The 17,091-nt window shown below is 58.4% G+C and carries 16 protein-coding genes; 9 read left to right on the top strand and 7 right to left on the bottom strand.

Features of this window, described 5'->3' with window-relative positions; all coding sequences use genetic code 11:
- Positions 1 to 72 precede the first annotated feature (72 nt).
- From KDN35_RS11795 to splB, 5 genes are all read right to left on the bottom strand, one after another.
- Positions 73 to 357, bottom strand: a complete 285-nt coding sequence (locus KDN35_RS11795) for a 4a-hydroxytetrahydrobiopterin dehydratase (protein WP_171566485.1) — start codon at positions 355 to 357, stop codon at positions 73 to 75.
- A 74-nt stretch (positions 358 to 431) separates the two neighbouring features.
- Positions 432 to 1,181: a class I SAM-dependent methyltransferase gene (locus KDN35_RS11790; protein WP_171566484.1), complete on the bottom strand. Its 750-nt coding sequence runs from the start codon at positions 1,179 to 1,181 to the stop codon at positions 432 to 434.
- A gap of 213 nt (positions 1,182 to 1,394) precedes the next feature.
- Complete coding sequence (locus KDN35_RS11785) at positions 1,395 to 2,081, bottom strand: deoxynucleoside kinase (RefSeq protein ID WP_171566483.1); 687 nt, start codon at positions 2,079 to 2,081, stop codon at positions 1,395 to 1,397.
- A 45-nt stretch (positions 2,082 to 2,126) separates the two neighbouring features.
- The gene (locus KDN35_RS11780) at positions 2,127 to 2,762 is read right to left on the bottom strand and encodes a deoxynucleoside kinase (RefSeq protein WP_212132779.1); all 636 of its coding nucleotides are present in this window, start codon (positions 2,760 to 2,762) and stop codon (positions 2,127 to 2,129) included.
- A 174-nt stretch (positions 2,763 to 2,936) separates the two neighbouring features.
- The gene (gene splB, locus KDN35_RS11775) at positions 2,937 to 4,010 is read right to left on the bottom strand and encodes a spore photoproduct lyase (RefSeq protein WP_212132778.1); all 1,074 of its coding nucleotides are present in this window, start codon (positions 4,008 to 4,010) and stop codon (positions 2,937 to 2,939) included.
- Positions 4,011 to 4,227: 217 nt separating this feature from the next.
- On the opposite strand from splB, the gene KDN35_RS11770 reads away from it, so the two are divergent.
- Positions 4,228 to 4,734: a sigma-70 family RNA polymerase sigma factor gene (locus tag KDN35_RS11770; RefSeq protein WP_171566480.1), complete on the top strand. Its 507-nt coding sequence runs from the start codon at positions 4,228 to 4,230 to the stop codon at positions 4,732 to 4,734.
- A gap of 5 nt (positions 4,735 to 4,739) precedes the next feature.
- Entirely contained in the window at positions 4,740 to 6,092 is a 1,353-nt protein-coding gene (locus tag KDN35_RS11765; protein ID WP_349290978.1) for a DUF4179 domain-containing protein, read from the top strand.
- Positions 6,093 to 6,449: 357 nt separating this feature from the next.
- On the opposite strand, the gene thiD is transcribed toward KDN35_RS11765, so the two are convergent.
- Positions 6,450 to 7,244 carry a bifunctional hydroxymethylpyrimidine kinase/phosphomethylpyrimidine kinase gene (gene thiD, locus KDN35_RS11760; RefSeq protein ID WP_171566478.1) on the bottom strand — a complete coding sequence of 265 codons (795 nt, stop codon included), beginning with the start codon at positions 7,242 to 7,244 and terminating at the stop codon, positions 6,450 to 6,452.
- A 114-nt stretch (positions 7,245 to 7,358) separates the two neighbouring features.
- Between thiD and KDN35_RS11755 the strand changes: the two genes are divergently transcribed.
- From KDN35_RS11755 to KDN35_RS11735, 5 genes are all read left to right on the top strand, one after another.
- Positions 7,359 to 8,168, top strand: coding sequence for a sensor histidine kinase (locus KDN35_RS11755; RefSeq protein WP_171566477.1), 810 nt, complete (start codon positions 7,359 to 7,361; stop codon positions 8,166 to 8,168).
- Positions 8,165 to 8,812, top strand: coding sequence for a response regulator (locus tag KDN35_RS11750; RefSeq protein WP_171566476.1), 648 nt, complete (start codon positions 8,165 to 8,167; stop codon positions 8,810 to 8,812). The genes KDN35_RS11755 and KDN35_RS11750 overlap by 4 nt, the downstream gene beginning before the upstream one ends.
- 575 nt (positions 8,813 to 9,387) lie before the next feature.
- Entirely contained in the window at positions 9,388 to 10,767 is a 1,380-nt protein-coding gene (locus KDN35_RS11745) for a hypothetical protein (RefSeq protein WP_171566475.1), read from the top strand.
- Positions 10,768 to 11,043: 276 nt separating this feature from the next.
- Positions 11,044 to 12,114: a flavin-containing monooxygenase gene (locus KDN35_RS11740; RefSeq protein ID WP_212132777.1), complete on the top strand. Its 1,071-nt coding sequence runs from the start codon at positions 11,044 to 11,046 to the stop codon at positions 12,112 to 12,114.
- A 12-nt stretch (positions 12,115 to 12,126) separates the two neighbouring features.
- Positions 12,127 to 13,116 carry a cation diffusion facilitator family transporter gene (locus tag KDN35_RS11735; protein ID WP_212132776.1) on the top strand — a complete coding sequence of 330 codons (990 nt, stop codon included), beginning with the start codon at positions 12,127 to 12,129 and terminating at the stop codon, positions 13,114 to 13,116.
- A 47-nt stretch (positions 13,117 to 13,163) separates the two neighbouring features.
- Here the strand turns inward: KDN35_RS11735 and acsA are convergent, their stop codons facing one another.
- A complete protein-coding gene (acsA, locus tag KDN35_RS11730) occupies positions 13,164 to 14,879 on the bottom strand; it encodes an acetate--CoA ligase (RefSeq protein ID WP_171566472.1) in 1,716 nt (571 codons plus the stop codon).
- A 169-nt stretch (positions 14,880 to 15,048) separates the two neighbouring features.
- Between acsA and KDN35_RS11725 the strand changes: the two genes are divergently transcribed.
- Together KDN35_RS11725 and KDN35_RS11720 are read left to right on the top strand one after the other, a co-directional pair.
- The gene (locus tag KDN35_RS11725) at positions 15,049 to 16,011 is read left to right on the top strand and encodes a metallophosphoesterase (RefSeq protein WP_212132775.1); all 963 of its coding nucleotides are present in this window, start codon (positions 15,049 to 15,051) and stop codon (positions 16,009 to 16,011) included.
- Positions 16,012 to 16,052: 41 nt separating this feature from the next.
- Positions 16,053 to 17,054 (top strand): PucR family transcriptional regulator, encoded by a 1,002-nt coding sequence (locus KDN35_RS11720; protein WP_212132774.1) that lies wholly within the window; start codon positions 16,053 to 16,055, stop codon positions 17,052 to 17,054.
- Positions 17,055 to 17,091: the final 37 nt, after the last annotated feature.

The following is a 17,091-nucleotide window of genomic DNA, read 5'->3' as shown; positions in this document are numbered from 1 at the left end:
AACCCCATCTTACCAGACCCAGCCGCCAAACAAAAATGCCGCCCGGATGAACAGGGCGGCGCAACTGCCGTTCTAGCTAAACTTGCTGATCGTCTGGGCGAGGGCAAAATCCTTACCCGTCAGTCCTTTCGCGTCCCGGGTCGTCAGCGTAAACGTGACCGCCCCGCCGGAGATGAGGATTTCCACATGCTGGCTGTCGTGTTCCAACTGCTCCGCCACGCGGTTGACAAAGCTGACGGCGGAAGCAAAATCGGCACAGTGGTACGTGCGGGCCAACGCCATCCGGTCTTCCACCAGCCTCCAGCCGGGCACTTTGTTCATGTACACTTTCACCTGTTCCAGTGTCAGTCTGGTCATCAGCACGCCCCCTTCGTTCAGTGAACGGAATTATCACCATCTTATTCACTGACACGTCCGGTTAGTCACGCTGATCAGCTCGTCGCCTGACACTTATGGGCGTAGAAAATCATGCGCGGTGACGTTTCCGCTGCGTACGGCCGGAATTCGTAATCGCCGTAAATTTCGATCCGTTCAAAACCGGCCCGGCGCAGCATGGCCGTCATCTCTTCCACGGAGAACAGGCGCACCTGCTCCAGATAGATGCGGGGCTCGGACTGCTCCGCATCGTTGACGACGATCCGCTTTTTGACAAACCCGTCTTCGATCCAGCGCTCTTCCTCAATGAACAAACCGGTGACCTCTTTCGTCGAGCGCGGCACAAGATGAGCCTTGACGTAGGCTGGATTGAGGTAATCAATGACGACTTCACCGCCCGGTTTCAATGCGGCGGCCATGTTGTGGACCACCTGTTCGTTTTCCGCGTCGGAGGTAAAATAACCGAAGCTGGTAAACAGGTTGACGACGATGTCAAACTCTTCCCGAAACGGGATGTGGCGCATGTCGTAGCGGTAAAAACGCAGGTTGGGAAATGAGTTCTGCTCCTCTGCCAACTGCAGCAGGACAGACGACAAATCCACCCCGACCACGTCGTATCCCCGGCGGGCCAACGCTCGCGAGTGACGTCCGCTCCCGCAGCAGAGGTCCAGCACCCTGCCCGTGCGCTTGATCGGCAGCCGCTCCAGCAGATTGGCGATCTCCTCGTCTGCCGAAGCATCGTCGCGGTGTTGATACACCAGCACGTAATCTTCACGAAAGCTGCGTTCAAACCAATCTTCTGCCATTTCTGAGCTCCTTTGATTTCCAAGATGCCACTATTATACCACAGCCGGATTGGTCCAAAGCCCATTCGCTCACCTCGAAGTGCAGCGCAATGCGGAGAACCTCGCCCTTCGCGACAGTACAGGTCCTACGGACTGACAATCGCGCCGATCCGCTGTAAAAAAATCCCCCTGGACGCGGCATGACACACGCCGTCAGGGGGATCACTTCGCGGCCTAGCGGCGGAACGACCGACCCAGGCGGATTTTTTCCGCCACCCGGGACAGGACCACTTCCACCGAGGACTGGTCGGCCACCACGTCGTACTCGTTGATGTTGATCCTCAGGACAGGACAGGCGGAAAACGAGCAAATCCAGGCTTCGTACCGTTCGTACAAATCCCGCCAGTACTCGATCGGGGTGCGCTGTTCCATCGGCCGCCCCCGCTCCTTTACCCGGCTGAGAATCTCCTCAAAACTGCCCTCCAGATAAATCAACAGGTCGGGATGAGGAAAGTACGGGGTCATCACCATCGCTTCAAAAAGCTGGGAGTAGGTCTGGTAATCTTCCTCGGTCATGTGCCCCTGTTCGTACAGCATGCGGGCAAAGATGCCCGTGTCCTCGTAAATCGAACGGTCCTGAACGAACCCCCCGCCGTATTCAAACATGCGCTTCTGTTCCTTGAAGCGCTCCGCCAGAAAGAAAATCTGGAGGTGAAAGCCCCAGCGCGAGAGGTCCTCGTAAAAGCGGCCCAGATATGGATTGTTGTCCACCTTTTCCACGGAGACGCGGAAGCCCAACAGCTCCGCCAGCGCGCGCGTAAACGTGGACTTGCCCACCCCGACCGTTCCGCCAATGGTAATCACCGCGTTACTCGGTATGCCGTATTTTTCGCGAAGATGGCTGTTCCTGAATCCTGACATGACGTAACTCCTTCTCCTGTAGTTGCGGTTGGTCTGCGGAATCGCTCACGATTCCTGCAGCGCCCTGATCTGCGGCCCGATCTGACCGAGCACGTAGGCAAGATCCTCCGGCCTGTGCACAAAATCCAGATCGTCGCAGCGAAACTTGATCACCGGCGTATCGGGATGACGCTGTTCAAACGCTTTCATAAATTCGTCGTAATCGGCGATCAGGTTTTTCATGTACCCCACATCCATGTTGCGCTCCACGTCCCGGTCGCGCATCTTGATCCGCTTCATGACGGTGTCGATCGAAGCGGTCAGGTAGACGACCAGGTTGGCTTGCGGCAGGCCTTCGGTGAGAATGTCGTAAATCTTTAAATACTTTGGCAAATTTTCGCCGTCAAGGGTCCTTTTGGCAAAGATCGTGTTCTTGAAAATGTTGTAATCGGACACGACGGACACGCCCTGCTGCAGGTACTGGGAGCGGATGTCCTGCAGCTGCTTGTAGCGGTTGCAAAGAAAAAACATCTCCAATTGGAAACTCCACTCCGCGATGTTTTCGTAAAATTTCCCCAGAAACGGATTCTCGTAGACGATCTCTTCCAACAGCCGCAACCCGAAAGCCTTGCTGATTTCCCGGGACAGCGATGTTTTGCCGATACCGATCGGCCCCTCGACGGTAAGCAAAATGGGTTTCATGACTATGTACAAATCCTTTCCCACGATATGAGAGCACTCCATATTGTAGCATGGACGGTCATGGTTTGTCGAAAAGATTCGATTCACTTGGGAAACATGGGCAGCATACTGCCTGAAGGCCGGCCGGGCGTGCTCCCAGGCCGGCCGTGCATGCTCGATCGATCTTCGGCGGCGTCAGGTAAAGTACTCGATTTTGGCCTGCGGAAACAGCCGGGCAATTTCCTGCTCCAGGTGGGTTTGCAGTTCCTTGGCCTGTTCGTCCGGATAGACGTATTTGCCTCTGCCGTACTTCCCCCACTTGTATTTGCGATCGGCTTCATTCATCTCCAGGCGGGTTTTGGGATATCGCTGCAAGATGAGCTTCTTGGCCACGGTGGTAAAGCGGTGCTGGATCAGCTCAAACGTCAGGTCCTCCAATGCCTCCGGTGCCAACTGCTGCCGTAGCCTCTCCAGCAGATCGGTGTAGCCCGCTTCCCATCCGTCAAAGCGGTACAGCGGCGCCAGAATGAAGCCGAGGGGGTAGCCGGCCCGGGCCACTTTTCCGGCCGCTTCCAGTCGCTGTTCAAAACTGGACGTGCCGGGTTCAAAGTTCTTGATCACGTAGTCCGCATTCATGCTGAAGCGAAAGCGGGTATGCTTGTTGTGTCGGGCGTCGAGCAGGGAGTCTACATGATGAAACTTGGTGACGAACCGCAGCCTCCCCAGCGGCTGATCGCCGAAAAACTCGATGGCCCGCTTCAGACTGCCGGTAATGTGCTCGATACCGACCGGATCTGACGTACAAGCGGCCTCAAACCGGGTAATCTGCGGAGCTCGCTCGCGGATGTACCGCTCGGCCTGGGCAAAGATTTCGTCCGTGTTGACGTAGACGCGGATGTACGGCTTGGTGCCGATGTTGGTGTTCAGGTAGCAGTAATGGCAGTGGCCAGCGCAGCCGGTGGCAAGCGGCAGGGCGTACTCGGCAGACGGCTTGGACTGCTCGAACTTCAGTGTCCTCCGCACGCCCACCACCAAGGTCCGCTTGGCATTGCGGTACTGTTGCACCTCTGTCTCTCCCGGAATGCCGCGCACCTGATTGTGACTGGTCGTCATCCGGATAGGCAGGCCTTGTTGTTGATACCGCCGGTACAGTTCCCGGCCCAGCGGATAGTCCAGCGCGGCCGGTTCAAAGAAGACGAAATCGGGCTCAAACAGGTTGGGATCGCTGCCGGCCGTTGCTTTCGCCTTGTCCAACGTCATCGTTTCCATGGCTGGTTCCCTCCTCATGCTAGTATCTCCTGCCCGCCAACATCTCCACCGCGGAGAAACCTGGCTGCCACTTACTGCACGTTTGTGTGAAGCGGCGCAGCCACTGCTCGGCCTTTTCCCGCCCCTCCGCAACGGTTCAATCTGGACAGCGGATCAACCACGCGCAGGCAAAACCGTTTGCCGCTCCCGGGCGTCTAATAAGACGGGAGGGGTTGACGTGAACCTGGAACAGCTTGTCGCGGCCGCGCAGCGCGGAGACGACGACGCGTTTTACCAATTGATTCGCGCACACAAGGAAAAACTGTACAGGGTGGCTTACGCCTTTTTCCGCAACGAGACGGACGCCCTGGAAGCGCTGCAGGAAGTGACCTGTCGAGCCTACCTGAAGCTCTCCAAATTGAAAACTCCCGCCTACGTCTCCACCTGGCTGACACGGATCATGATTCACACCTGCATTGACGAGCAAAAGCGAAAGCGGCGCTGGCAGTTGGAGCCGACCGAGCGGGAGGCCGCCCATGTGGAGGACACCGACAGCCGGCTGCAGATCGACGAGGCTCTGTCCCGCCTGGCTCCGGTCCAGCGCCAGGTGATCATATTGAAGTACTTTGAAGATTTGACCATCCGGGAAATTGCCTCCCTGCTCGGTCACCCGGAAGGCACAATCAAGACGTGGCTGCACAAAGCGCTCGGCGCCCTGCGCGAAGATCTGGGAAAAGGATGGTGATCACGGTGCGTGACTGGGAGCAAACGGAACAGCAGCTGTCCGAGATCAGGGAGCGGTACCAGCATGTGGCGGTCCCGGAACAGGCAGATCGTTACATCATGGCCGGCATGGCAGAAGCCCGGCGGCGGCAGATGCGCACGCAGCGGCTGCACCGGATTGGCTGGTCTGCGCTGACCGCCTGCGTGCTGATGCTGGGGCTGGTCTTCTCCATCCGCCTCTCCCCAGCCGTCGCCGCCTACGTCAGCCGCGTTCCCGGCTTGAAGCCGCTGGTGGAGCTGATCCAGTACGACAAGGGACTGCAGATGGCGGCCCAGCACGGTTTGACGCAGCAGGTTGGCCGGTCGGCCGTCCGCGGCAAGGTGAGCTTTACGGTGGATCAGGTGTTGATGGACCAAAAACGGATGCTGATTGTGTACACGATCAAGAATGCGGAGCCGGGACATGTGACGAAGCTGGAAAAATTGGAACTGTACGATCCGGAGGGAAACCAGTTGAAGGCAGGCTTTTCCTGGTCACACAAGCCTGCTGACAAGGAGGCGGTCGTGAGCCAAAACAAACTGGATGTCTACTGGCAAGATGACGTCCCGATCCCGGACCGCATCACCGCCAAGGTCACCCTGTCCGTAGACAATCAGGTATGGGAACCCTTGTCCGTGGACATCCCGATCGACAAGTCCACATATGCCGACCTGACAGAAAAAGTATATCCCGTCAACAAAACCGTGATCGTGGACGGTCAGGCCATCACGGTGGAGCGCGTCACCGTCTATCCGACGCAGACGGAGGTGGCCATCCGCTTCGACCCGAAAAACAGCAAGCGCATCTTCGGCTTTGACAACCTTCGTCTGGTCAATGAAAAAGGGGAGTCATTCGCCTTCTGGGGAAACGGCGTATCCAGCCATTCGGTCGATGAGGACAGCGTGGTCTACTACCTGGAGAGCAGCTACTTTACCCCGCCGGAAAAGCTGTATGTCACAGCCGACGGCATCCGGGCCCTGGACAAGGAGAACTTGCACGTGGTCATCGACGCGAAAACCGGCCGGCTGCTGCAGGCGCCGGACGACAGACTGCGGGTGGAAGCCCTGCGGCAGAACGAAGACGTGGTGGGGCTGGACCTCGCGCTGAGGGTGGAGGAGGGCGATCTTCACCAGCTTCACCCGTTAGTCCGGGATTTGTATGACGACCGGGGCAACGAGTACGAGCATGTTCAGGGGACTTCCTACGCGTACGGCGGCGTCCAGTATTTTGGCGAACTGTTCAAGCGGAAAACAGAAAAGGGTGTTCCATCAACGTATCGATTTACCCTGTCCGATTATCCCGCGAAACTGAATGGGGACTTTACCGTTGGCATCAAATGATCGGCTGCGGCCGGTGGAACGCACTACGGACTTTAAAAATGATTTTCAGGCCGAAAGGCCTGCCCATTCATCAACCGAAGCGGAAGACAATGGGCATCGCATGGCGGGATGGGCCAAGCGAGCTCCTTTGACGACCGACTCAGCGGAAAAACGAAGACGCGGGAATCAACAGGGGACACAAGTCTCACTTCCTCGAAATACCCAGATGTTTGTCCCCTGCCCGCGTCTCGTTTTGAAGCGGACATCATTCGCTTCTTTGCTGGGCGTCAAGCGAGCGAGCGGGCCCGCTCTCCCATACGCCGCGGACTTTGTCTGCAAACTGAGAGCTCGAGGAGACCTCGAGCTCTTGCCGTAGTTTTATTCAATGGCTGCCCAGTGATTGGTCGGGCCGTGCCCGCCGCCGATTTGCGGTGCGGTGGCGATCGCCTGGACGATGAACCGGTTGGCCCGCTCCACCGCTTCCACCAACGGTCTTCCCTTGGCCAGTTCCGCCGTCAGGGCGGCGGAAAAGGTGCAGCCGGTCCCATGGGTGTGACGGGTTTGAATGCGGCTGTGGGCGATTTCGTAAAACGCTTGTCCGTCGTACAGCATGTCGACGATCTCATCGCCGTCCAGGTGTCCGCCTTTCATCAGGACATGGCGTGCGCCCAAGGCGTGAATCGCCTTTGCCCCCTCCCGCATGTCGGCTGGTGTGCGGATCGTCATGCCGGTCAGGCACTCTGCTTCCGGCAGGTTGGGCGTCACCACTTCGGCCAGCGGGAGCAGGTGTGTTTTCAGCGCCTCAATCGCTTCGTCCAAAAGCAGCTTGGCGCCGCCCTTGGCGACCATCACCGGATCGACCACCAGCTTTTCCAGGCGAAACGCGCGCACTTCCTCCGCCACCGCCCGGATGATCGCGGCGTCAAACAGCATGCCCGTCTTGGCCGCGTCCGCGCCGATGTCACGCAGGACTTCGCGGATCTGCTGCGTCACCGCTTCAGTCGGCAGCGGGTAGACCCCTGCCACTCCCAGCGTATTTTGCGCTGTCACCGCCGTAATGGCGCTGGTGCCGTAGACGCCGAGCTGATGAAACGTCTTCAGGTCCGCCTGGATGCCGGCGCCGCCTCCGCTGTCCGAACCCGCGATGGTCATCGCTTTTGCCACCGTGCTCATGTCTTCTCCTCCTGTCAGTCTGTCACTCTTACCCGAGTATACCATCCGCCCGGTTCCTTCGGTATACTAGATTACGAGATCTCAAGGATCAGGCAATTGGAAGGGAGAGGTGGCATGACGTACCGCAGCCTTTACTGGCTGACCGTTCTCTTGCCGCCATTCATCATCGGCGGCTTTGAATTTGTCCGGCACGATTTTCTGCTCGATTACCTCTCGATGGAAGCGGGCAATGTCTATATCACGATCCTGACCCTGTTGCTGTCGTTTTTGTTTGCCACCTGGATGTTCCGCAAGATTGAGCGGATGAATGCCAAACTGGTGGAAGAACAGGCGCGCCGCGCTGTGTACGAGGAGCGGGAACGGCTGGCGCGGGAACTGCACGACGGCATCGCCCAGTCACTCTTTTTCCTCAACGTCAAACTGAAACAGGGACAGCTCGAGGATGCGCGCGTCGCTGTTTCGGCCATTGACAATCACGTACGGCAGGCGATTTTCAACCTGCGCTCCCTGCCGGAAGAAGGCAGCAGCCTCACGCAACGTGTGGAAAAGTGGCTCTCCCAGTGGAGCGCGCTGTCGGGAGTGGATGTGACGCAGGAGGTGCAGCTTGTGGATGGCATTTTTTCACCAGCCGAAGAAGTACAGTTGTTCGGCGTCATCCAGGAGGCGTTTGCCAATATCCGCAAACACGCCAATGCCCGCCACACGTGGCTGAAGCTGGTCGGCACCGAACCTGGAAACTGGCAGCTTGTGATCGAGGATGACGGCATCGGAATCCCGTCGGTTGACGGCGAAGCGAAAAAATACGGCTTGGCGATGATGGCCGAGCGAGCCAGGCAGTTGGGCGCTGCCATCGTCATCCGCCAGCGCGCGGAAGGCGGCACGCACATACAGCTGACGGCCGGAAACGGAGGAATCGGGAGATGAGCGCATACCGCGTGTTGATAGCCGACGACCACCCCATGGCGCGGATGGCCATTCGCAGCCTGTTGGAACAAGATCCGTCCTTTGAGGTGGTTGGCGAGGCGACCAACGGAGAGGAAGCATACACCCTCTGCGGACAACTACAGCCCGATCTGGTGCTGATGGACATCAACATGCCCGGGTGGAGCGGCCTCGAAGCCACGCGAGTGGTGAAAAAAGCCTACCCGCACATCAAGGTGGTGATCCTCAGCGTATCCGACGATGTCGGCGACCTGATCACCGCCATCCAGTTCGGTGCCCAAGGGTACCTTTTGAAAAACCTGGAGCCGGACGACTGGATCACCTATCTGCATGCCCTCCTGGGCGAAGACAGCGACGTCTCCCGCGAAATGGCAACGCGGCTGTTTCACCACTTCCGCCAGGAGCAACGACTGGACGAACCGACGCCGGACGTGCTCACCCCGCGCGAACGGGAGATTGTCAAGTACGTCGGTGCAGGCAAAACCAACCGGGAGATCAGCGACGCACTGGTGATCGCGGAAAACACGGTGAAAAATCACATCAAAAACATCTTGGAAAAACTGCAGTTGGCCAATCGGGTACAGCTGGCCGCCTATGCAGTCCGCCACCATCTGCTGAAACAATGACGGGGACAGGCAGCACAATCGCCTGTCCCCAGCGCTTTTCTAAGGGACAGCCCTTTTAGACTCCTCATCACACACGGAAATTGGCGGAATTTTACAGCAACACTTTTTTTTCCAACCATTCCGTTTTATAATAGCTGCAAGAGGTGATCGCGTGAGCACCAGGGAATGGCTCAAGTCATCTACGCTCGTCGCATGCGGGATAAGGATTGCCGCCGGATAGCGGGGGCCCCGCGTGCAGCTGAAGAATGACGCGGACGTCATCACATGATTTGGCGCTCGGTGGCGATCGCGTGCGACACCTCATTTTCTCAGGCGTGGAGCGCCGCCCGCAAAGTTGCTCCTGTTCGCTGCAGCCATTCCGGCATGATTCCCGAGCCAGCTCGTTTCTCCTCCGCTGCCCGGCTCCGGAATCGCTTCCTCTCCCTATCGCTGCATCCTATCCATCACTCATCCAAACCGAACCGTTTCGCCCACACCTGAATAGGAGGTGATCTCCCCGTTCTCGGTCCGTTTTCACATCGGTTGACGTTGCCGCTTGTCCGGAGAAAATCTCTTGATGATGGGAGGCGCTACGGATGAAACAACCTGATTTTTCCAACCTGCAGGCGTGTATTGAAGAGGCAAAAACGGCCGCATTGGATACAAACCCGGGACCGGCCGACCCGACGGATTACCGGCAACTGTTGATTCGCCTGGAGGCCGCACGGGACAAACTGCCGCCGCTCTATCGGGAGAAAGTGTTTCAGCCAATCGCGCGCACACTGGACGAGCTCTCCGAGTCCGGATTTGCCGAGCTGCTCAAACGTGACCCAAACCGGGAACGGGAAGCCGGTCTGCTCATGGACATCGTCCAGGCAATCCTGCAAAACGGGGAAGGATACGAACAAACCGCAACAGATGCCTTCCAGGAAGTAGTCAGCGACTTGTACGACGGTTTTCTCAGTGCGGGTGACCGGGCCGGAATCAAACCGCCGGACCGCAGCGTAATCGCTCCGCTGGTCAAATGGGGACGGCCCCAATACGGACCGTACACGTGGCCAATTGACGCCGCAGCCCATTTTGGACTGGAGACAGGCATTGTAAACCTTCCCCCTTCCCATGCCAAGCAGGGACTGCTCGCCTGGTCCGCCCTCGCCCACGAAACGGCCGGACACGACATACTGCACGCCGATACGGGGTTGCTGCAGGAGCTGTCACAGGTCGTCCGCCAGGAGCTGCTCGGGCAAAAGTTCAGCCGCAGCTTGGCCGAGTACTGGGCGCTCCGCATCGATGAAACCGCCTCCGACGTGTTGGGCGTGCTCAACATGGGGCCAGCCGCGGGCATTGGCTTGATCGGTTACTTCCGCGCCTTGAACGGCGCTTGGGGAGGCACACCGAAGCTGCGCAATACGGGTCCCGACTACGATCCTCACCCCGCCGACATCCTGCGCGGATACTTGGCCGCCGAGACGGTCCGGCTGCTCCGTTTTGACGGTGCGTCGATCTGGGCAGATGCCCTCATGGCAGAAACGGACAAAGATCTCGGCACGATCGTATTGGGCCGTACAACCATCGACGCTGATACGGCAAAGCGTTCCGCCGCCGCAGTAGCTTCCGTCATCGCGGAGTCGCCGTTGAAGAGCCTGGAAGACCACGCACTTGCCCAGATCCAGAACTGGCACGACCGCGACGAGCAGATTGCTGCCAGCATTCGCTCCCATCTCACCTCCTCCGGCGATCTGAACGAATGCTACATGTCGGGATTGTACGCCGCCCACGTGGTGGCAGCTGCTGTCACCGGTGCTTTGGAACAGGGCGCCAATATCCAGGAGATTTTCCAACGCATGATCACCGTGCTGAAAGGCATGCACGATGCCAATCCAGCATGGGGACCGCTGTATGTCAGACATCCGGGCGATCTCCAGCCCCATCGGGTCTACACCCGGCCTGCCGCCCAATCGGTTGCCGCCGGCTGATCTGAGATACAAGTCGGCTGATCCGAGATACAACAGGACGTCTAGGAGACATTTTGTTCTGACTATTTAGAATTAACAGCCTCTTTCGAGAAGCATGGCTCCGCCGAAACGCGGAAACATGCTTCTTTGCTTGCCGATGTTGCGGCATGGCTCTGTGTGCAGCCGCCCGGAAGTGGCAGAAGATGCAGTCAAATTACATAAATATATGATTGAGTGTTCATATGTTAATGTGTTATCATTTTCTTGCCATCACTTGTGGAAAAGGGGAAACATTGCATGAACGCGTATGATGTGCTGGTAATTGGTGCCGGTCAAGCGGGGTTGGCCATGGGCTACTACCTGCTGCAAGCGCGGCTCCGTTTCCTGATCGTCGACCAGTGCGAGCGGGTGGGCGATCGCTGGAGGCAGCGGTACGACACGCTGGTGCTGTTCACCCCGCGCTCTTTAAGCGACCTGCCCGGCCTGCCCTTCCCCGGCGATCGTGACGGACTGCCTGGGAAAAACGACGTGGCCGACTATCTGGAACGGTATGCCGCCCACTTCTCCCTGCCAATCCGGACAAAAACGCCCGTCTCGTCGGTTGAGAAGTACGGCAATGGATTTCTCGTCACCAGCGGACAGGAGCAGTGGTTCGCCCGGCAGGTCGTGATCGCTACGGGACCGTTTCAGTCGCCGTGGATCCCTGAGATCCATCGCGATGCTGCCCCTGATGTCGTCCAATTACATACGGATGCGTACAAAAACGAACACCAGCTCCGCCCCGGCCCAGTCCTGGTGGTCGGAGACGGCAATTCAGGAGTCCAGATCGCCGTGGAACTTGCCGCTTCCAGACCGGTTGTTCTCTCCATCGGGCGACAGCGTTCGTTTCTTCCCCAGCGCCTTTTGGGAAAACCTATCTTTTGGTACTTCAAGCTGTCCGGACTACTCTCCATTCCCGTCACCACCCTGCCGGGCCAATGGCTGAGCAGGCAGCCCGATCCGATCATTGGCTGCAAGCGCCAGTTTCAATATCTAAAGCAGCAGGGACGGCTGCGCGTAACGGGGCGGACCATCCGCCTGTCAGGCAATACCGCAACCTTTTCAGACGGCAGTCAGGCGGAAGCTGTTAATATCATTTGGGCAACCGGGTTTCGCTGCACGTATGACTGGCTTCATGTCCCGGGCGTATTGGACGCAAACGGCCGTCCGATTCACCGGCGAGGCGTCACGCCAACCGCCGGCCTCTACTTTCTCGGCCTGCCATGGCAATATCGCCGTTCTTCCGCTCTTTTGGGCGGGGTTGGCGAGGATGCGCGTTACCTGCTCAGGCACATCCTGCACACATCGGGCCGACATCCTGTGACGTAAGGGGGAATCCGCATGGGTCTGCATCACCATCACGGCCATGCCCATGACCACGGACACGGTCATCATCACCATCACCATCACGGCAAAGGGGCCAGCAAGCGCGCCTTGCTGATCGCGTTTTTGATTATCACCGCCTTTCTCGTCGTGGAAATCGTCGGCGGCATCCTGACCAACAGTCTCGCGCTCCTGTCTGACGCCGGCCACATGGTCAGCGACGCCTCTGCCCTGCTCTTGAGTCTGATCGCGCTGCACGTGGCGGCCCGTCCTCCTTCCACCCAGAAAACGTTTGGGCTGCACCGCCTGGAAATTCTGGCTGCCTTGACTAACGGTGTCACACTGGCCGTGATCTCGCTGGCAATCCTCTGGGAGGCGTACGAGCGGCTGCGTACCCCTCCCGAAGTGGCGAGCAGCACCATGATCCTGATCGCCTCGCTGGGGCTTGTCGCCAATATCGCTGCCGCGTACGTGCTGATGCGCGGCGACTATCGGGAAAACGTAAACGTGCGCAGTGCCTTACTGCACGTGCTGGGCGACCTGCTAGGCTCCGTCGGGGCCATCATCGGCGGTCTCCTGATGCTCTGGTTCGGCTGGTACATCGCCGACCCGCTGATCAGCATCGTCGTCGCCGTCCTGATCCTGTTCAGTTCGTGGCGCGTGACCAAGGAATCGGTCAACATCCTGATGGAAGGATCGCCGGCCCACATTGACGTGACCCGCGTCAGCGAACGCCTGCTGCAGCTCGACGGGGTAAAGGGTGTGCACGACCTGCACGTCTGGACCGTCACGTCAGGATTTGATTCGCTCACCTGCCATCTCACCGTGGAGGATGACCGGCCCAGTTATCCGATCCTAAACGAAGCGATTCGGTTGTTGCACGATGAGTTTGGCATCTCCCATGTGACCATTCAGATTGAAGACGATACAGTGTGGCATGCCGAACTGGCCTGCGAACACAGGGAACCGGCGAAGTGCAGCCATGAGCACGACCATCCCCATTCGTAAAACAAAAATCTCCTGCGCTTTTTAACGCAGGAGATTTTTTGCCAGGATCAGTCTTCCATCGTGGACAGGTCGCCGGTCGGCAGGCCCAGTTCCCACGCTTTGAGCACGCGGCGCATGATCTTGCCGGAACGCGTCTTCGGCAGCTTGTCGCGGAATTCGATTTCGCGCGGCGCGGCATGGGCGGCGAAGCCTTCCTTGACGAATTTGCGGATGTCTTCCATCAACTCTTCGCTTGGTTCGTAGCCCGCACGCAGGGAGATAAACGCCTTGATGATTTCCCCGCGCACCGGATCCGGTTTTCCGATGACGCCCGCTTCTGCCACTGCCGGATGTTCCATCAGCTTGCTTTCCACTTCAAACGGACCGACGCGCTCGCCGGAGGTGTTGATCACGTCGTCAATGCGGCCCTGGAACCAGAAGTAGCCGTCTTCGTCCTTGTAGGCCGAATCGCCGGACACGTACCAGCCCGGGAAGCGGAAGTACTCCTCGTACTTCGCCGGATTTCGCCAGATTTTGCGCATCATGGACGGCCAGCCGGTACGAATGGCCAGATTGCCCATCCGGTTGGGCGGCAGTTCATTCCCCTGATCGTCCAGGATGGCTGCGTAGATGCCGGGGAACGGTTTGCCCATCGAGCCGGGCTTGATCGCCATGCACTTGTAGTTGCAGATGAGCTGTCCCCCTGTCTCCGTCATCCACCAGGTATCGTGAATGCGCTGGTTGAAGGCCCGCATGCCCCAATAAACCACTTCCGGGTTGAGCGGTTCACCGACGCTGAGGACGTGGCGCAGTGACGACAGGTCGTAGCGCTTCACGATTTCGTCGCCGGCCCCCATCAGCATGCGGAAAGAAGTCGGGGCACTGTACCAAACAGTCACCTTGTACTTTTGAATCGTGTCGTACCACTCCTCCGGCTTGAACCGTCCGCCGCGCACCACGTTGGTGGCGCCGTTCAGCCAGGGGGCAAAAATCCCGTAGGACGTACCGGTTACCCAGCCCGGGTCAGCGGTGCACCAGTAGATGTCGTCCTCCTGGAGATCGAGGACCCATTTGCCGGTCTGGTAGTGCTGAATCATCGCGTTGTGTACGTGCAGCACCCCTTTCGGCTTGCCGGTGGAGCCGGAGGTGTAGTGCAGGAGCATGCCGTCTTCGCGATCCACCCATTCGATCTCCAGTTCGGAGGATGCGGATGCCATCGCTTCTTCATAGCTGATTTGCCCTTTCTCCAATTCGTTTGTAGCCCCGACCAGGATGATGTGCTTCAGCGCAGGCAGATCCTTAACCGGAATGCGCGGCAGCAGCGCAGGCGTGGTGACAATGGCCACCGCTTCGCTGTCCTCCAGCCGGTCGCGGACAGCGGCTTCCATGAACGCCTCAAACAGCGGTCCCACGATCGCTCCGATTTTCAATGCCCCTAAAACGCTTACATACAGCTCCGGCGAACGAGGCATGAACACGAAAACGCGGTCTCCTTTGACGATGCCCAGGCTGCGCAGCACATTGCCGAACTTGTTGGATAATTCGCTCAACTGTGCAAACGTGTAGCGCTCATCCCTGGTCGCGTCGCTGTACAGCAGGGCGATCTTGTCTCTTCGTTCCGTCTGCAGGTGGCGGTCAATCGCCTCATACGCGATGTTGACTTTTCCTGTTTCATACCAGGAAAACTGCTTTTCCACGTCTGCCCAGTTAAAATTGGCGTAAGCCTCGTCGTAGTTCTTCAGGTTGTACTGTCCTTCCGCGGGCGGAATCAGGTCGACTTTCATACTCTCTCACTCTCCTTGTGTGACTGAAGGATCACTGCTTCATTCAGCTTTTTCATAATATTTCTGCACTTCTTGACAAATTCCTCCTCCCAGAAACCTACTTATCAGAAAACGCCAGAAATCTTGTATAATGATCAGGTAGTTTGCTAGAAAGCGGAGGTGACAGCAGATGTTTTGGTTATTGATTGTGTCGCTTTTTGCCGTTTTACTTGCGCGCGCCTACCGCAATACGTTTGATCTGAACATCCGCCGCGTCAACGTGGCCGTCCAGCCGTCGGAGTGCCGCGGCGAGTCCGGCAGCTTCAAGCCGCTCACCGTGCTGCATCTGTCCGACCTTCATATGGAGAATATTTCCATCCCCGCAGAGCGGATCATCCGGGACTTTTCCGGACAGCACATTGATTTGATTGCGATTACCGGCGACCTGTTGGACCGCCATAAAAATATTCCCAAAGCTGTAGCCTACGTGGAAACCGTGATGAAATTGAACCCGCGTCTTGGCACCTTTGTCGTCTTCGGCAATCACGACTATGTGCTGGCGCCCCCGAAGCTTGGGCAGCTGAAAGCAGAGCTGGAGCGGATCGGCTGTCGGGTGCTGGTGAACCAGCACGTGACACTCATCCACGACGGAATGCCACTGCACGTGATCGGCGTGGACAACTACTCCACCGGCCACAGTGATCTGGCTGCATCATTTCGGCATGTGCCGACAGATGGCGTGCGCCTCGTACTGACGCACGATCCCAACCTCGTCCTGGAGATGCGGGACTATTCGTATGATTATCTGCTGTCCGGCCACTTTCACGGCGGACAGATCCACTGGCCAAAGCCGTTTCATCTCGTCACGATGGGCCAACTGCCCAAGCTGAACATGGTAAAAGGACTGCATCACTACGACGGACGCCCCTTTTACATCAGCGAGGGATTGGGGCAGACGGGGCTGAACATTCGCCTCCGCTCCCGTCCGGAGATCACGCTGCACACGCTGGTTCCTGCCGGCGCGCCGTCTGCTCTTCCGACTGCGGAGACGGCTGCTGCCGCTCAAATGAAAGGCTCCGCTGCAAAACCACACGCCGCAACCAATCCGGGCAAGGTTGCGACTGAAGCCGGCCGCACACTGGCCCTGGAGTAATGTATAATGATGGCATCTCGCAGTGAAACGGGGTGCCGAAGATGGACGCATGGAAACGGGATGTGGAACGAATTCGGCAGGCGACAGGCCTGCCGATCGCGTATCTGAACGTGGCACAGGAAGAGATCGAGGCCGTCCGTGCCGCACAGGAGCAGTCCGGCTGGGAAATCGTCCAAAGCGGGTCTTTCGCCGGCCGGGCGTTGATGGTAGCCATACGGCCGGCACAGTGGCCCGATGCCGCACGTTCGCTGCTGACGCTGCTGTTGACCAAGCCGGAACAGGCCGGCCCCGCCCAGGAACAGGTCACCGCCTGGTTGACGGAAGTGGCGGCGGGCCTGCCCGCTTCTCCGCCCGACGGACTGGAACAGCACTGGGCGTGGCGGGAGAAGCGGGTCTGCTTCCTGTTGGAATCCACCCGAAGCGAGGGACTGTTTGAACTGGCCATACTGCAGCCGCTCCTGCACGATTTTTTCAAAGGGGCCCTCGTCTCGCTGTTTCCGCTGCCTCCTTCACACCTGCTCCTGGCCGTTCCCGTCTCCGCCCTGGATGGCGGCGATGCGGAAAACTGGCTGGAGTGGGCCTATGGCCTGCACGACCTCATCTCCACCGAGTTGATGGAAAACGTGCGCGTCATTCTCGGACCGGCCGTGGAGACACCTGTCCTCCTGGACCAGGCGCTGACCGACTGCCTCCGCCTCTCCCGCGCCCTGCAAAAATACCGGCCGAAAGTCATGGTAGCGGACAGACGGCAGTACCCGCTGGAACAGTGGGCCGCTTCCCTGCCTTCCGACATCGCCTCTCTGCTGGGCGATACACTCTTGCATATAATGCCGGCACCGAAGCTGAGCCGCGAACAGATCCAGACCCTGGAGACCTTGTTTGCCCGGCAGCTGAATGTGAGCGAAGCCGCCCGGCAGTTGTATCTGCACCGCAATACCCTGATCTACCGGCTGGACAAGCTGACGGAAGAGACCGGTCTGGACCCCCGGCAGTTTCCCGATGCCGTGCTTCTGCAGTTGTTTCTCCTGTTTCGGCAAAATTGACCAAACAATTCGTACAATTTGACCGTAGCGCTGCCCA

The organism is Brevibacillus sp. NL20B1 (assembly GCF_018195675.1).
Lineage (GTDB): Bacteria > Bacillota > Bacilli > Brevibacillales > Brevibacillaceae > Brevibacillus > Brevibacillus aydinogluensis.
The sequence above is the reverse complement of the archived record's forward strand: the minus strand, read 5'-3'. Positions and strand labels throughout refer to the sequence as shown.

Coding starts and splice junctions, on each gene's coding strand:
- KDN35_RS11795 (WP_171566485.1), bottom strand. CDS start 357: ATGACCAGACTGACACTGGAACAGGTGAAAGTGTACATGAACAAAGTG.
- KDN35_RS11790 (WP_171566484.1), bottom strand. CDS start 1,181: ATGGCAGAAGATTGGTTTGAACGCAGCTTTCGTGAAGATTACGTGCTG.
- KDN35_RS11785 (WP_171566483.1), bottom strand. CDS start 2,081: ATGTCAGGATTCAGGAACAGCCATCTTCGCGAAAAATACGGCATACCG.
- KDN35_RS11780 (WP_212132779.1), bottom strand. CDS start 2,762: ATGAAACCCATTTTGCTTACCGTCGAGGGGCCGATCGGTATCGGCAAA.
- splB (WP_212132778.1), bottom strand. CDS start 4,010: ATGGAAACGATGACGTTGGACAAGGCGAAAGCAACGGCCGGCAGCGAT.
- thiD (WP_171566478.1), bottom strand. CDS start 7,244: ATGAGCACGGTGGCAAAAGCGATGACCATCGCGGGTTCGGACAGCGGA.
- KDN35_RS11755 (WP_171566477.1), top strand. CDS start 7,359: ATGACGTACCGCAGCCTTTACTGGCTGACCGTTCTCTTGCCGCCATTC.
- KDN35_RS11750 (WP_171566476.1), top strand. CDS start 8,165: ATGAGCGCATACCGCGTGTTGATAGCCGACGACCACCCCATGGCGCGG.
- KDN35_RS11745 (WP_171566475.1), top strand. CDS start 9,388: ATGAAACAACCTGATTTTTCCAACCTGCAGGCGTGTATTGAAGAGGCA.
- KDN35_RS11740 (WP_212132777.1), top strand. CDS start 11,044: ATGAACGCGTATGATGTGCTGGTAATTGGTGCCGGTCAAGCGGGGTTG.
- KDN35_RS11735 (WP_212132776.1), top strand. CDS start 12,127: ATGGGTCTGCATCACCATCACGGCCATGCCCATGACCACGGACACGGT.
- acsA (WP_171566472.1), bottom strand. CDS start 14,879: ATGAAAGTCGACCTGATTCCGCCCGCGGAAGGACAGTACAACCTGAAG.
- KDN35_RS11725 (WP_212132775.1), top strand. CDS start 15,049: ATGTTTTGGTTATTGATTGTGTCGCTTTTTGCCGTTTTACTTGCGCGC.
- KDN35_RS11720 (WP_212132774.1), top strand. CDS start 16,053: ATGGACGCATGGAAACGGGATGTGGAACGAATTCGGCAGGCGACAGGC.